This window comes from Yersinia similis (assembly GCF_001053095.1).
GTDB lineage: Bacteria > Pseudomonadota > Gammaproteobacteria > Enterobacterales > Enterobacteriaceae > Yersinia > Yersinia similis.
This window is the reverse complement of the sequence record NZ_CGBP01000030.1, coordinates 1-16,103: the sequence shown is the minus strand read 5'-3', so window position 1 is coordinate 16,103 and position 16,103 is coordinate 1. Positions and strand designations below refer to the sequence as shown.

Below are 16,103 nucleotides of genomic sequence, written 5' to 3'. Positions count from 1 at the left end.
CGTGATCTTTGAGCTAATTAGAGTAAATTAATCCAATCTTTGACCCAAATCTCTGCTGGATCCTCTGGTATTTCATGTTGGATGACGTCAATTTCTAATATTTCACCCAAACGTTGGGCTCCTTGTGCGATCAATTGTTGATCCAGTTTTATGATTGCACCGCAGAAAGTGTCATATTCTGAGCTGCCTAAACCAACCGCTCCAAATCGTACTTGGGATAAATCAGGTTTTTGTTGTTCGAGCTGTTCTAATAATGGCTGCAAGTTATCAGGAAGATCCCCGGCACCATGGGTGGATGTCACTATTAACCACAGGCCATTCAGCGTAAGTTCGTCCAACTCTGGACCATGAAGTATTTCTGTAGAAAACCCACTTTCTTCTAATTTATCCGCTAAATGTTCAGCAACATATTCAGCACTGCCAAGCGTACTGCCACTAATCAAGGTTATGTCAGCCATAAAGAACCCAACTGAAGTAGAGAGCCAGTATTGTACTCTGTGAATCAGCTGGGATCTAGCTGTGGATAATGTGGGTATAGTTATTTTGGGATTAAGGGACGATCGTACGCATGATAGGGTTTTGCAGTGATATTAGCGTCTCGGTTGACTGGATCTCATCAATAGTCTGGATCTTGTTGATAAGTACCTGCTGCAATGCATCAATGGATTTACACATCACTTTAATAAATATGCTGTAGTGGCCAGTGGTGTAATAGGCCTCAACCACTTCTTCCAAGCTTTCCAATTTTTTCAGGGCTGAAGGGTAATCTTTAGCACTTTTCAAGATTATGCCGATAAAGCAGCAAACGTCGTAACCCAGTTGTTTTGGGTTAACGTGTACACAAGCTGCGGTAATGATCCCTGCTTGCCGCATCTTTTCTACTCTTACATGAATAGTTCCGGGGCTAACGGTGAAGATTTTGGCTAATTCAGCATAGGGTGTGCGTGCATTTTCCATTAATGCTTTCAGGATGCTGCGATCGAGATTATCGATCTGATAAATTTCACTCATATTTCCCCCATTTTTTTATCGATATCTCAATTATAGTGCCATATAAATTCATTATTAAAACAACAATGGCTATATTTGTTATTGGATATTGAATTTAACCCTCATTCTGTTGCTTAATCGATGACAAGCCAGTAGGCATAACTAAACATAACGAATTGAGAAAACAGCAATGAAAAAACAATTTATCCAAAAACAACAACAAATAAGCTTCGTAAAATCATTTTTTTCCCGTCAATTAGAGCAACAACTTGGCTTGATCGAAGTCCAGGCGCCTATTTTGAGCCGTGTGGGCGATGGTACCCAAGATAACCTTTCTGGTTCTGAGAAAGCGGTACAGGTAAAAGTTAAATCATTGCCAGATTCAACTTTTGAAGTTGTACATTCATTAGCGAAGTGGAAACGTAAAACCTTAGGGCGTTTTGATTTTGGTGCTGACCAAGGGGTTTATACCCATATGAAAGCATTGCGCCCAGATGAAGATCGCCTGAGTGCTATTCATTCTGTATATGTAGATCAGTGGGATTGGGAACGTGTTATGGGTGACGGTGAACGTAACCTGGCTTACCTGAAATCCACAGTTAACAAGATTTATGCAGCGATTAAAGAAACTGAAGCGGCGATCAGTGATGAGTTTGGTGTGAAGACCTTCCTACCGGATCATATTCAGTTTATTCACAGCGAAAGCCTGCGTGCCAGGTTCCCTGATTTAGATGCTAAAGGCCGTGAACGTGCAATTGCTAAAGAGTTGGGGGCTGTCTTCCTTATAGGGATTGGTGGCAAATTGGCGGATGGTCAATCCCATGATGTTCGTGCGCCAGATTACGATGACTGGACCTCCCCGAGTGCGGAAGGTTTCTCTGGATTAAACGGCGATATTATTGTCTGGAACCCAATATTGGAAGATGCCTTTGAGATATCTTCTATGGGAATTCGTGTTGATGCAGAAGCACTTAAGCGTCAGTTAGTCCTTACTGGTGATGAAGACCGCTTGGAACTGGAATGGCATCAATCACTGTTGCGCGGTGAAATGCCACAAACTATCGGTGGAGGTATTGGTCAGTCCCGCTTAGTGATGTTATTGCTACAGAAGCAACATATTGGTCAGGTTCAATGTGGTGTTTGGGGCCCTGAAATCAGCGAGAAAGTTGATGGTCTGCTGTAAAATCTAGTCGTTATCCCCCTAGCTAACCCGCTATAACTGTATCAGTTATAGCGGGTTTTTAACTTTAATCAGTCTGTAGGCGGCATAACTATAGGGGATTATCGTTTCCAGCGGCGTATCAAGCGGCTTTTTAAGCCTGTATCAAAACGCCAGACATGATCGAAAATGCGCATGATCCCTGGTTTGCCATAAGCGGACATGGCAACGGCATGGAAACGGTGCTGTTGAGCTTGCTGTTGGATTTTGATTTTTCTGACTAACTCTTCTGGTAAACGCTGGGCGATAAAGTCTGAAATGATTACCGCGTCTGCATCATACCATTCTCTGTCTTCCATTTTATTTAGCGTGTTGGTTAAACATGCCGCCAGATCAGTACCACCACGAAAATGTTGGTTGAGGAAACGTATGGCTTGCTCAATACCATTGTCGGCTGATAGCTCGTAGTGAATTATTTCGGTAGAAAATAACATGATGTAACAGCGGCGATTATCGGCCAACGCGATACGGAGTAAGGCCAGACAAAATGCTTTGGCGCATTGCTCGTTGAAGCCCCCCATAGAGCCTGAAGTATCGACGCAGACAATAAATGGCCCACGGGGTTGCTCATCATTTTGTTTAAGGCTGACGGGTCTCTGTAGCGTTTTTTCCTGCCAGTTGTCCCCTTGTAATCGGTATGTGAGCAAGCGCCGTTCCAATAAGCGGCGATAAAATTCAAACTCCAGTTCACTCATCCCTAACATCACCAGTTCAGTCGGTAATAATCGCAGAATGTCATTACTCTGATGAATGCCACTGACCTCCTCAGGCACTGAATCTGGCTGGCGTACCATGACGGTGTAAGGCTCATAGCGGGCGTCAGGTGTTGGTTGTGCTTTGGCTGAACGGCTGCGGCCAAGCTGTTCGGCCAAACGCATTAATTCAGGTTGCTGTTGCAGAAAATCGCCATATTGCAGCAATAATTGATAATCGCCACGTTGCAAATGCCCCTGACTCATATCCCAAAGTCTCCCAGCGGCATTATCATTGGTGGTGAGTATGGGTTCCAATGCACCACTGAGCGCTAATCTCTGCTGTAGTTCAGCTAAGAGCTGCTCCCGTTCTTGTTCTAACAACTGATGATGAATCGTGATGGTTTGTAGAGTCAGACTGACACGCCAACGTTGTAAAAAAAGTGTTTGTAGGCTATTCCCGCCCTGAGGATTTTTTGCCAGGTCTGCAGTTTGTAATAATGTTTTAGCCTGCGCTGCAAAAGGGGAATGCAAATCTTGTAACTGTGCCACGATATCGGGCAGATGCGCATAAAACTGTGGGCTATCCTCCAACAGACTCTGTTGATATAAGGAAAATTCATTCGCCAGCCCCGGCGGAACGCTAGCTTCACGGATCCGTTGTTGTAAATTTTGTTTCCAGCCGGGGATATCTTTCATTAATGCCCGTTTAATCCGCGGGAATTTTTCAAAGAAAATCGCCAATTGAGGTGCCGCCAGTAAACCTACCACCATCTCTTCGATAAGTTCGCCTTCACTTATCGACAGCAGCATATCCAGTGTTGCCAGACTGAACATCGGTCAGTGTCCACTCAGTTGTTGTTTAACTTGTTGAAGTTGCTGACATTGATGTTTAAATTGTTCCGCCACCTGCAAAAGGTTGGCCTCTATTTTTGCCAGCCAAGATGATGGTGTAAATAAACAAGGCTGATGCTGGCTAAATAAGCGCCGTTGTTCTGCCAGCGTACTTTCCAGTTCGGTGAGTGCCACCAGCAGTTCTGGCGGTACGCTAGTGGTTGAGACACCCGGTAGGGACAATGTTGATGGCTGGCGGCTCACATCTAGTATGATTATATGTAACTGATCATCAATTTCCGCATCGATAGATTGTGCATAGCCAACGCCATTTAATTTGGCCCGTAAAGCGCCACCTTTACTCAACCATTGAGCAAGAGCCTCTTTCTCAACTTGCAAGTGATTGACCTGAATATCATGTAAATTAAGCGGTTTTTGCAGTAATAGCGTCAAGGTACTGTTTGTCAGATTATCTGGCAGAGCATATTGCGCTTTTCGGCTGAACATGCCGCTTTGCTTAATTACTGTTAGCGCCTGGTGGTCACTTTGCTGCTGCTGATGTTGCAACCATTTGCTATTAATATCCTGTAACTTCATTAATAAGCTTTGCTGTTGATACCCTTGCTCCGTCAGCAATTGTTCCAGTTGCTGTTGCAGTAATTTGAGCGAGTTAAGGTCATGCCATAGGCAATCTTTCAGTAAAATCAGATCAATAGGGGTTATTTCATCACGGCCACTGAAGAATGCACTGGCTTGCAGCAGACGCAATGCCTTCTTCCAGCGGCGGTCAGAGACATAAGGGGCGTGTTCCAGAGCGCTGAGTCGTTGACGTAGCTGAAAAATAAGCTCAAAGCAGTGGTCCGGTAGTGTGATTTTATCGATTAATGGCTGCCATTGGTGGAATTCTTCATCAGTGATGCTGAGGTTTTCAGCCACCGGATTGTGATTTTCATTTTGTCTGCTGATCAGCAGTGAGCGGAAATTTTGTTTCTCTTGTACCCGGTCTAGCCACAGACGGATCAGCATCCGGTCATAAAGTGCTTCCAGGCTGCTGTCAGCGTCTGGTAACTCATTGGACGCGGTTACCAGTAAGCGCATCGGGATACTGTCTTCCCGATCACCATTTCGAAAGCGCCGTTCATTAATGGCGGTCAGTAGAGTATTAAGGATAGCCGGGCCTGCCTTCCAGATTTCATCGAGGAAGACAATTTCCGCTTCTGGCAGGTAGCCCCCGGTCATTCGTTGGTAGCGCCCTTCTTCTTTTAATGCCTGTATGGACAGCGGGCCAAAAACCTCTTCCGGTGTAGAAAAACGGGTCATCAGGTACTCAAATGCCCTGGCATGGCGGAAAGCAAATTTCAGGCGACGGGCAATCAGGCTTTTGGCAATCCCCGGTGGACCGAGCAGAAATACACTTTCACCACTGAGTGCCGCCAGTAAGCATAAACGAATGGCTTCCTGTCTTTCATACAGCCCACTTTCAAGAGCATTACTTAAGCGAGATATTCTTTCTGCCAATTGCGATGATTGCGCCATAATTGTTCTACATGTTCCTCTGATGAGTTAATTTTTACCTGATAAAAGGGAATAAATCCTCTTTTTCCTTAATGGGATAGCTTGTTGACTAGTGAAATTTTTATATCATCAACTATTTATTTTTGATTAAACTTTACTCTTTTTCTGCTCTAATTTAAGAGTAGGCAATCCATTTAAATCATGCATACTGAGCGCCTTTTAGTAGGCGTCAAAGGCTACAGAACCCACTGTCACGGGGTCTTAAACGCACACATCAGCTTATGGATGTTCTAGCAAAAAGAAATAACTTATGAGCACAGAACATAAACAGTCTTTATCCGCGGTGACTTTGGCCGCAATCGGGGTCGTTTACGGTGATATTGGCACCAGCCCACTCTATACCTTGAGAGAGTGTTTTTCTGGTCATTATGGTTTTGATGTCCGACCAGATGTGGTGTTTGGTTTTTTATCGCTGATTTTCTGGATGCTGATTCTAGTGGTCTCGGTTAAATATCTGACCTATGTAATGCGGGCTGATAACGCGGGTGAAGGGGGGATTTTAACGTTAATGTCTTTGGCAGGGCGTAATACCTCTTCCAGAGCCACGTCTATTTTGGTGGTCCTCGGGTTAATTGGTGGCAGCTTCTTTTATGGTGAAGTGGTCATTACCCCGGCAATCTCAGTGATGTCGGCCATTGAAGGGTTGGAAATTGCTGCACCTGCCCTTGATCCCTATATTGTTCCCTGCTCCATTGCTGTATTAACACTACTTTTTGTGATTCAAAAGCATGGCACTGGCAGTGTCGGTAAACTCTTCGCACCCGTTATGCTGGTGTGGTTCCTGACGCTAGCCTTACTTGGCCTGCGCAGTATTATTGCTAACCCAGAAGTTTTGGCTGCGCTGAATCCCAAATGGGCAATAAGCTTTTTTATCGAATATAAGTCTGTTTCATTTTTTGCCCTTGGTGCCGTAGTACTGGCGATCACCGGCGTTGAGGCGTTGTATGCGGATATGGGGCATTTTGGTAAATTTCCTATTCGACTCGCCTGGTTTACTGTGGTTTTACCTTCGTTGGTGCTGAATTATTTTGGTCAGGGGGCGTTATTACTGAAAAATCCTGAAGCTATCAAAAACCCCTTCTTCCTACTGGCCCCCGACTGGGCACTGATCCCATTACTCATTCTGGCGACGTTAGCCACCGTTATTGCCTCACAGGCGGTGATTTCTGGCGTGTTTTCACTTACTCGGCAGGCTGTTCGTTTAGGGTATTTGCCACCTATGCGAATTATTCATACTTCAGAGATGGAATCTGGCCAGATATATATCCCGGTGATCAACTGGACCCTCTATTTAGCGGTGGTGTTAGTGATTGTCGGTTTTGAACGTTCCAGTAATTTGGCGGCGGCTTATGGGATAGCGGTTACCGGTACTATGGTTATCACCAGTATTCTGTTTTGTACCGTGGCATGGAAAAACTGGCATTGGAATCGCTTTCTTGTCGCATTTTTACTGATAGTCTTGCTGATTATCGATATCCCAATGTTTTCTGCCAATGCGCTTAAATTATTCTCTGGGGGTTGGTTACCACTGTCTCTGGGCTTGGTGATGTTTATTATTATGACTACCTGGAAAAGTGAGCGTTTCAGTTTACTGCGTCGTATGCATGAACACAGTAATTCACTGGAAGCGATGATTGCCTCACTGGAGAAGTCACCGCCAGTACGAGTACCTGGTACGGCGGTGTATATGTCACGAGCAATGGATGTCATTCCATTCGCACTATTACATAACCTTAAGCACAACAAAGTGTTACATGCCCGTGTTGTGTTGCTCACGATGCGTACGGAAGATGTACCTTATGTGCATAATGTGGAGCGGGTTACCATCGAGCAGCTTTCTCCAACTTTTTGGCGGGTGGTTGCCAGATACGGTTGGCGTGAAACACCTAATGTGGCGGAAATTTTCCACCGTTGTGGCTTGGAAGGTTTATCTTGCCAGATGATGGAAACCTCGTTCTTCATGTCACATGAATCGTTAATCCTTACCAAGCGGCCATGGCACTTATTTTTACGTGGCAAGTTATTTATTGCACTTAGCCGTAATGCATTACGTGCACCAGATCAGTTTGAGATCCCACCCAATAGGGTTATTGAACTTGGGACACAAGTGGAAATTTAATTGAAAGGCCGTTAATCATAACGGTCTCAGACTGCTGACAACCCCCGATGACTTGATCTTGAACGGTGAGGATAGGCAGAGGAGTAAAGCGTCCGCGCCAGGGAGGGCGCGGCTCGAGCCCCCAGGGAAGGCTATTTTTATACAGGGAAGCCGGCGTCTTTACGATCTGCCTGTTCTCTCCGTTGCAGGCACTTTGTCAATAACCTCTCTAAAGATCCTTCTGCTTTTTATATCGCCAGCGAAACGTTTCGATTGCGATCACAATTTCGCTAAATTAGGTTTGCCTTCTGCTGCCATTTTTCTAAACTCCTTATTAGCGAAACGTTTCGCTCTTGGAGTAGAACATGAAAAAAGGTGCATTACTTAACTCTGATATCTCCGCTGTTATCTCCCGTCTGGGCCATACCGATCAGATTGTGATAGGTGACGCAGGGCTACCGATACCGGCAACCACTACACGAATCGATTTGGCATTAACACGAGGCGTGCCAGGGTTTCTGCAGGTTGTCGATGTGGTAACGCAAGAAATGCAGGTTGAGAGTGCTTACCTTGCGCAAGAGATCGTTAAAAATAATCCGCAACTTCATGAGGCATTACTCGCGCTGCTAACACAACTTGAGCAACAGCAGGGAAATCAAATTACTCTGCGTTATATCAGCCATAAGGTGTTCAAAGAGCAAACCAAACAAAGTCGGGCGGTGATACGCAGCGGAGAGTGCTCTCCCTTTGCTAACATCATTCTCTGCTCCGGCGTAACCTTCTGAGGCCTTTATGCAACCTTTACTGCAACTTAAAGGAATTGATAAAGCCTTCCCCGGCGTCAAAGCACTCTCCGGTGCTGCGCTCAGTGTCTACCCTGGCAGAGTTATGGCGCTGGTGGGGGAAAATGGTGCGGGGAAATCAACCATGATGAAAGTGCTGACGGGTATCTACAGTAAAGATACTGGCAGTCAGCATTTCTTGGGTAAAGAAGTGGTGTTTGCGGGTCCCAAGGCTTCACAGGAAGCAGGCATTGGCATTATTCATCAGGAACTTAACCTGATCCCACAGTTAACTATCGCTGAAAATATCTTTTTGGGTCGTGAATTTGTTAACCGCCTTGGCGGCATTGATTGGAAAAAGATGTATGCCGAAGCCGATTTATTGCTAGCGCGCCTGAATATCAGTTATAGCAGCCATCGGCTGGTCGGTGAGCTTTCCATTGGTGATCAGCAAATGGTGGAAATTGCCAAGGTGCTGAGCTTTGAATCTAAAGTCATCATTATGGATGAACCAACCGATGCCTTGACGGATACCGAAACAGCCTCTTTATTTAACGTTATTAATGAGCTGAAAGCTCAAGGGCGTGGCATTGTTTATATCTCTCATCGATTAAAAGAAATCTTTGAAATTTGCGACGATGTGACGGTATTCCGTGATGGGCAGTTTATCGCCGAAAAACCGGTGAGTAGTCTGACCGAAAACTCACTTATAGAGATGATGGTTGGCCGTAAACTGGAAGAACAATATCCGCGCTTGAATTTACCACGTGGTGAAAAACGTCTGCAGGTTAAACAGTTATGTGGCCCAGGCGTGAAAAACGTCAGCTTTACGCTCTACGGTAGTGAGATCCTCGGTGTTGCTGGCTTGATGGGGGCTGGCCGTACTGAATTGATGAAAATCATCTATGGTGCCTTACCGCGCAAATCAGGTTCTATCATGTTGGATGGACGAGAAGTAGTGACTCGCTCACCACAGGATGGCTTGGCAAACGGCATCGTCTACATTTCTGAAGACCGCAAGCGGGATGGTCTGGTGCTGGGTATGTCAGTCAAAGAGAATATGTCTTTAACGGCATTACGCTATTTCAGCCATTCAGGCGGTTCGCTCAAGCATGCTGATGAGCGGCTGGCTGTGGCCGACTTCATCCGTTTATTCAATATAAAAACACCTTCCATGGAACAACCTATCGGTTTGTTATCCGGTGGCAACCAACAAAAAGTGGCGATTGCCCGTGGTTTGATGACCCGGCCTAAAGTATTAATTCTTGATGAACCAACCCGAGGGGTAGATGTTGGGGCTAAAAAAGAAATCTATCAATTAATCAATCAGTTCAAGCAGGAAGGGCTAAGTATCATTCTGATTTCTTCAGAAATGCCGGAAGTATTGGGCATGAGTGATCGTGTTCTCGTCATGCATGAAGGTCAGCTAAGCGGCGAGTTCTCTATTGAGCAAGCTACCCAAGAAGTATTGATGGCAGCAGCCGTTGGTAAGCAATTTATTGATTTATAAGTCATGGCGCGTAGAGCAGGAGTCATCAGATATGAGTTCTCACACTATCCAGACAAAACGCTGGTTCAGTAAAGAATGGTTATTAGAACAAAAATCACTGATTGCGCTATTGGTGCTGATAGCGGTGGTTTCGTCACTAAGCCCGAACTTTTTCACCCTTAATAATATGTTTAACATTCTTCAGCAGACCTCTGTCAACGCCATCATGGCGGTAGGGATGACACTGGTTATTCTGACATCCGGTATTGATTTATCGGTGGGGTCATTGCTGGCGTTGACTGGCGCGGTAGCGGCCTCAATTGTTGGGTTGGAAGTCAATGCCTTGGTTGCCGTGGCTGCGGCGTTAGCATTGGGTGCCTTTATTGGTGCCATAACCGGAGTTATTGTTGCCAAAGGGAAGGTGCAGGCATTTATTGCGACACTGGTTATGATGCTGTTGTTACGCGGTGTGACCATGGTTTACACCAATGGTAGCCCGGTCAATACCGGTTTTACTGAGGTGGCGGATACATTTGGTTGGTTCGGTATTGGTCGCCCATTTGGCGTACCCACTCCTATCTGGTTGATGGCCATTGTGTTTCTTGCCGCATGGTACATGTTGCATCATACCCGCCTGGGTCGTTATATCTACGCGCTGGGGGGCAATGAGTCTGCAACTCGTCTATCGGGGATCAGCGTCGATAAAGTTAAAATTATTGTTTATTCATTATGTGGATTGTTAGCTGCACTGGCTGGGATTATTGAAGTTGCCCGTCTATCGTCGGCACAACCTACAGCAGGTACTGGCTATGAGTTGGATGCTATCGCGGCTGTGGTTTTAGGCGGCACCAGTCTTGCCGGGGGGAAAGGGCGAATAGTGGGTACCTTAATTGGCGCACTCATCCTCGGCTTCTTAAATAATGGTTTGAATTTATTAGGTGTCTCCTCTTACTACCAAATGATCGTTAAAGCAGTGGTGATCTTGCTGGCAGTATTGGTAGAGAACAAAAAGCAGTAGGCCGTTTGTTTGCAGCAATAACGCCTACCAGATTAATTGATTTTGCTAACCTCCCTACAGGAAGTGCGACCATGAAAATGAAGAAACTGGCTACTTTGATCTCTGTTGTTGCGTTGAGCGCCACCGTAAGTGCTAACGCGCTGGCAAAAGACACTATCGCGCTGGTGGTTTCCACCCTGAATAACCCGTTCTTTGTTTCAATGAAAGACGGTGCGCAGAAAGAGGCCGATAAACTGGGCTATAACCTGGTGGTCTTGGATTCTCAGAATAACCCCGCTAAAGAGCTGGCCAACGTGCAGGACTTGACTGTCCGTGGCACCAAATTACTGCTTATCAACCCAACAGACTCTGATGCTGTTGGTAATGCCGTTAAAATGGCTAATCAGGCGAATATTCCCGTGATTACATTAGACCGCTTGGCAAATTCAGGCACCGTAGTCAGCCACATCGCATCTGATAACCGCTTTGGTGGTAAAATAGCCGGTGATTTCATTGCCAAAAAACTGGGTAATGACGCGAAAGTGATTCAACTGGAAGGTATTGCGGGGGCTTCTGCTGCCCGTGAGCGTGGTGAAGGTTTTAAACAATCAATGGAACAGCATCAATTCCAGTTGTTAGCCAGCCAGCCTGCGGATTTTGACCGTACTAAAGGCTTGAATGTGATGCAGAACCTGCTGACAGCTTACCCAAATGTTCAGGCGGTATTTGCTCAGAACGATGAAATGGCGCTGGGTGCTTTACGTGCTTTACAGACTGCGGGTAAAACGGATGTGCTAGTGGTGGGTTTTGATGGCACAGATGATGGCATCAAAGCGGTTGAAGGCGGCAAACTGGGGGCGACAATTGCTCAACGTCCCGATCAGATTGGTGTTATTGGCGTACAAACCGCAGATAAGGTATTGAAAGGCGAAAAGGTACAGTCTGTCATTCCGGTTGATTTGAAATTAGTGACTAAATAATAAAGTCAGTCACTAGCACGTTGTTATTCAATAATACCCAAAGTAATTGAAGTTGCAGGTAGGTAGCCAGCAAACTATAAATTGGTTATAAACCATTTTGAACGTGGTTCACTGCGTGAGCCGAGTAAAGAGAGCAGCTACCCCTGCAATTTCAAGGACAAAGGAATAAATACGATGGAAACAGGTAAGCTGGTGGTGTTGGGCAGTATCAATGCCGACCATATTCTGAATATTGAGCAGTTTCCACGTCCGGGTGAAACGGTGATCGGGAAGCAGTATAACGTTGCTTTCGGTGGCAAAGGGGCTAATCAAGCGGTTGCTGCTGGCCGTAGTGGCGCGGATGTCGCATTTATTGCCTGTGTGGGTGATGATGATATTGGTGAAAGGGTGCGTCAGCAGCTCACTGCCGATAACATTGATACTCAGCCTATCGAGGCTATTACGGGGGCGACTACCGGTGTAGCATTGATCTTCGTGAATAGCGATGGTGAAAATGTGATTGGTATTGATGCGGGAGCTAATTCAGCGGTGACACCAGAGTATCTTCGCCGCTACCAACAGCAAGTGATCGATGCTGATGCACTATTAATGCAACTGGAGTCACCGCTCGACACAGTTATTGCGGCCGCTAAACTGGCGAAGCAGCATCAAACTCAGGTTATCCTTAATCCGGCGCCCGCCCGTAAATTACCCGATGAGTTATTAGCTCTGGTTGATATGATCACGCCTAATGAAACGGAAGCCGAGCGTTTGACTGGTATTCATATTGAGCTGGATGATGATGCAGCGAAAGCAGCACAAATTCTGCATCATAAAGGCATTGCTACCGTGATCATCACCTTAGGTAGCCGTGGCGTATGGCTCAGTGAACAAGGTAAAGGCAAGCTAGTGGCGGGGTTCAAGGTAAATGCCGTAGATACCATTGCTGCCGGTGATACATTTAACGGTGCATTATTGACAGCTTTATTAGAAGGCCAGTCTATGGATGCCGCAGTCCGTTTTGCTCATGCCGCGGCGGCTATTGCGGTCACTTGGTCTGGAGCACAACCGTCCATTCCATGGCGTACTGAAATCGATAGTTTCTTACAAGAACGAGTGTAAAACGTGGCCACTATGAAAGATGTTGCCCGCCTGGCGGGTGTATCAACCTCAACAGTCTCGCACGTTATCAATAAAAATCGTTTTGTCAGTGATCCTATTCGCGACAAAGTATTGGCTGCTATCAAACAACTTAATTATGCTCCATCAGCACTGGCTCGTAGCCTGAAACTGAATCAAACCCGCACGATTGGCATGTTGGTTACTGCCAGTAGTAACCCATTTTATGCGGAGGTCGTGCGTGGTGTTGAGCGTAGTTGTTATGAGCGTGGCTACAGTTTGATTCTGTGTAATACCGAGGGCGATATCGACCGTATGAGCCGTAGTATAGAAACATTGATGCAAAAACGTGTCGATGGTCTGCTGCTCATGTGTACCGAGAGCCACCGTCCTTCCCAAGACATTCTGCGCTGCTATCCTTCATTGCCTATTATTATGATGGACTGGGCCCCCTTTGAGGGGGTCAATGACGTCATTCAGGATAATTCATTATTGGGCGGGGAAATGGCAACGTCATATTTGATTGCCAAAGGCTATACCCGTATCGCTTGTATTACGGGGCCACAGGATAAAACCTCCGCTCAAGAACGGCTGAAGGGGTATCGTCAGGCAATGACACGTGCAGGTTTGCCGATTATTAACGGATATGAAGTTGTTAGTAATTTTGAATTTGGTGGCGGCCTGGTTGCCATGAAGCAGCTACTTGCGCTGCCACAACCTCCAGACGCGGTGTTTACCAGTAATGATGCGATGGCGGTCGGGGTTTATCAGGCTTTATATCAGGTGGGGTTATCCATTCCACAACATATGGCGGTCATTGGTTATGATGATATTGAAATTGCACAATATATGACGCCACCATTGACCACTATTCATCAACCCAAAGATGATCTGGGTGAACTGGCTATTGATACGCTGATCCATCGGTTGAATAACCCGGAAGCGGATCCACAAGTTCTGACTCTCACCCCCGAGCTAATAGAACGCGGTTCAGTCTCCCCCCGTTAAACGTTATTTTTTACCGGCGGGGCTGCTTTCTTCACATTACGGCCCTGAATTAAATTGTCTCCATCTCTGGGTTTGAGTAATAAGAACACCAGAGATGATAGCAATGTCACTATTCCCATGGTGATAAAGGTGTAGTGGAAGTGGTCAACATTACCGCCTAACGACAACTCATCATAAAAACGCAACACAGCCGCACTGATAGCGATCCCGAAGCTTATCGATAATTGCTGGGTTACCGCCAGAACACTGTTACCGGAGCTGGCATTGTTATCAGTCAAATCAGCCAGTGTAATTGTATTCATTGCAGTAAATTGGGTCGACATCGCTATGCCTAATATAAATAGCGGCAATATCATCATCCACGCCGGCATCCCTGGAGATTGCAACGCAAAAGAAGCAATCAGTACCCCGATAATTAAGGTTATACCGACTAGTACTTTACGATAGCCTAGTGAGCGCAGCACCTGTGTGACGGCTGATTTTGCCATGATAGATCCAATCGCGGTGGGAGCCATCATGCAACCGGCGATAAGTGCGGAATAACCGAATCCAACTTGTAACATCAACGGCATTAAAAAAGGCACACAGCCAGTCCCTAAACGGGAGGCTACGTTACCGGCAATCCCCACGGAGAATGTCCGGGTTTTAAATAATGGCAAACCAATAAGTGGGTTAGGATGGCCTTTGGCATGGAATATATAGAAAACCAGCATTAATAGGCCGCCTAGCATGGTTGCGGCAGGCAAATAATCTGCGATTTCTGGTCGGCCCATAATCTCTAGGCTGACGGATATCATAACTAAGCTGATACCAAATAGTAGGAAACCAATAAAATCAAAGGTGCGCTTCGGCATAGTAAAATTTGGCATATATTTGCGGGCATAAAAAATACCTAATAAGCCAATAGGGATATTAAGGATAAAAATCCAATGCCAGGAGGTATAAGTCACCAGCAACCCGCCCAATAATGGCCCCATGATTGGCCCGACTAACCCTGGAATAGTAACAAAATTTAAAACCGGTAATAACTCACTGCGTGGATAAGCCCGGATAAGCGCCAGCCTGGCTACCGGCATCATCATCGCCCCACCGATCCCTTGAATGACTCGAGAAGCCACTAAGAAAGCCAGTGAATCTGAAAGCGCACAGAGCAGTGATCCGAAGGTAAATAAAGAAACTGCCAGGATAAAAATTCGGCGGGTACCAAAACGATCAGCCAGCCAACCACTAACTGGAATCAACATCGCGACTGTCAGGGTATAGCTAATAATGGCTGACTGCATTGTCAGCGGCGAACGGTTAAGGCTTTCGGCGATTGAAGGGAGAGCAGTATTCAGTATGGTGGCATCCAAAGCCTGCATAAAGAAAGCCATAGCCGCTATCCAGGGAAGGCCTGCCATACTGCGCGCAGATTTTATCATTATCCGTCCTGGTGATTTATATGGGGGCGATAATTTTTCTTCTTTATATAAATAGCATGTGGCTGATAGTGCTGTCGTCAGTCTACCGTTTTTAATAGCACCTGACAGGCGAATAAAGCACCTTGGTTATCACCTGCCAGAATAGTATCTACAATGTTCTGATGATGTTGTAGCTTAATCACTTCATCACCAGTAATAGCACGAAAGTAGCTGTAATAAACCGAACTGAATAAGTTAGCAAAAGAGGTTAAAAATGGATTGCCGCTAGCTTCATAAATTAATTTATGAAACTGGGTATCCACCTGAATCCATTGCTCACGATTAAAGTTGCTATGCAGCGCACGCATTTCTGCAACTAATGATGCTAACAGCTCCCGCTGTTTCTCATTGGCATGTGTTGCTGCCAGATAACAGGCTTGTGGTTCCAACGATGTTCTTAGTATAAGGAAGTGTTGCATGACCTGATCAAAATTCTCCTTGGTCATCCACCACGTTAATAATTCCTGATCAAGGTAGTTCCAATTCGTCTGTGGCATAACACGAGTACCAATTCGTGGGCGCGGCAATAGCATCCCCTTCGCTGCCAGTATTTTTACTGCTTCACGTACTGCGGTGCGACTTACACCAAATTGTTCACCCAACTCTATTTCGCCGGGCAGTATACTGCCCGCTTCATATTCTCCTGCGAGAATACGCTGACCAATCTTTTCAGCCAGTAAGTAGGAAAGATTTCGCTGGGCGGCCTGCTGTTGGGTATTTAGTTGCATGGTGATTTGTCCTATCAGTCTTCTTATATTTCTATTTTACTCTACTGTTTCACTTCGGTATTGGATGTTTAGCTTAATAATTGTTTAAGGATTGTTCTTTTACTCGGTTTTTGCTGAAAAAAAACACGGTTGAAAAGTTTTTTGAAATTAGGG

14 protein-coding genes are annotated in these 16,103 nt (G+C 45.8%); 8 read left to right on the top strand and 6 right to left on the bottom strand.

The features are described from left to right. Positions 1-17 precede the first annotated feature (17 nt). Both mioC and asnC read right to left on the bottom strand, forming a co-directional pair. A complete protein-coding gene (gene mioC / locus AC971_RS17620) occupies positions 18-458 on the bottom strand; it encodes an FMN-binding protein MioC (protein ID WP_025381979.1) in 441 nt (146 codons plus the stop codon). Positions 459-549: 91 nt separating this feature from the next. After that, a complete protein-coding gene (gene asnC / locus AC971_RS17615) occupies positions 550-1,011 on the bottom strand; it encodes a transcriptional regulator AsnC (protein WP_025381980.1) in 462 nt (153 codons plus the stop codon). Positions 1,012-1,180: 169 nt separating this feature from the next. Here asnC and asnA point away from each other — a divergent pair, with 169 nt between their 5' ends. Then, the gene (gene asnA / locus AC971_RS17610; protein ID WP_025381981.1) at positions 1,181-2,173 is read left to right on the top strand and encodes an aspartate--ammonia ligase; all 993 of its coding nucleotides are present in this window, start codon (positions 1,181-1,183) and stop codon (positions 2,171-2,173) included. Positions 2,174-2,271: 98 nt separating this feature from the next. Here asnA and viaA read toward each other — a convergent pair whose 3' ends face one another. Both viaA and ravA read right to left on the bottom strand, forming a co-directional pair. After that, positions 2,272-3,738: an ATPase RavA stimulator ViaA gene (gene viaA, locus AC971_RS17605; RefSeq protein WP_025381982.1), complete on the bottom strand. Its 1,467-nt coding sequence runs from the start codon at positions 3,736-3,738 to the stop codon at positions 2,272-2,274. A 3-nt stretch (positions 3,739-3,741) separates the two neighbouring features. Further along, complete coding sequence (gene ravA / locus AC971_RS17600) at positions 3,742-5,271, bottom strand: ATPase RavA (RefSeq protein WP_025381983.1); 1,530 nt, start codon at positions 5,269-5,271, stop codon at positions 3,742-3,744. A gap of 289 nt (positions 5,272-5,560) precedes the next feature. Here ravA and kup point away from each other — a divergent pair, with 289 nt between their 5' ends. From kup to rbsR, 7 genes are all read left to right on the top strand, one after another. Then, a complete protein-coding gene (kup, locus tag AC971_RS17595; protein WP_025381984.1) occupies positions 5,561-7,429 on the top strand; it encodes a low affinity potassium transporter Kup in 1,869 nt (622 codons plus the stop codon). 344 nt (positions 7,430-7,773) lie between these two features. Then, entirely contained in the window at positions 7,774-8,193 is a 420-nt protein-coding gene (gene rbsD, locus AC971_RS17590; RefSeq protein ID WP_025381985.1) for a D-ribose pyranase, read from the top strand. A 7-nt stretch (positions 8,194-8,200) separates the two neighbouring features. Further along, positions 8,201-9,700, top strand: a complete 1,500-nt coding sequence (gene rbsA, locus AC971_RS17585; RefSeq protein WP_025381986.1) for a ribose ABC transporter ATP-binding protein RbsA — start codon at positions 8,201-8,203, stop codon at positions 9,698-9,700. A 31-nt stretch (positions 9,701-9,731) separates the two neighbouring features. Further along, the gene (gene rbsC / locus AC971_RS17580) at positions 9,732-10,697 is read left to right on the top strand and encodes a ribose ABC transporter permease (protein WP_025381987.1); all 966 of its coding nucleotides are present in this window, start codon (positions 9,732-9,734) and stop codon (positions 10,695-10,697) included. A gap of 71 nt (positions 10,698-10,768) precedes the next feature. Further along, on the top strand, positions 10,769-11,656 hold the full coding sequence (gene rbsB, locus AC971_RS17575; RefSeq protein WP_025381988.1) for a ribose ABC transporter substrate-binding protein RbsB: 888 nt from the start codon (positions 10,769-10,771) through the stop codon (positions 11,654-11,656). Positions 11,657-11,830: 174 nt separating this feature from the next. Continuing rightward, complete coding sequence (gene rbsK / locus AC971_RS17570) at positions 11,831-12,757, top strand: ribokinase (RefSeq protein WP_025381989.1); 927 nt, start codon at positions 11,831-11,833, stop codon at positions 12,755-12,757. A 3-nt stretch (positions 12,758-12,760) separates the two neighbouring features. Continuing rightward, positions 12,761-13,762: a ribose operon transcriptional repressor RbsR gene (gene rbsR, locus AC971_RS17565; protein ID WP_025381990.1), complete on the top strand. Its 1,002-nt coding sequence runs from the start codon at positions 12,761-12,763 to the stop codon at positions 13,760-13,762. Here the strand turns inward: rbsR and mdtD are convergent. Further along, positions 13,759-15,183, bottom strand: a complete 1,425-nt coding sequence (mdtD, locus tag AC971_RS17560; RefSeq protein WP_025381991.1) for a multidrug transporter subunit MdtD — start codon at positions 15,181-15,183, stop codon at positions 13,759-13,761. The genes rbsR and mdtD overlap by 4 nt on opposite strands. Positions 15,184-15,260: 77 nt before the next feature. Then, entirely contained in the window at positions 15,261-15,950 is a 690-nt protein-coding gene (locus tag AC971_RS17555; RefSeq protein WP_025381992.1) for a FadR/GntR family transcriptional regulator, read from the bottom strand. Positions 15,951-16,103: the final 153 nt, after the last annotated feature.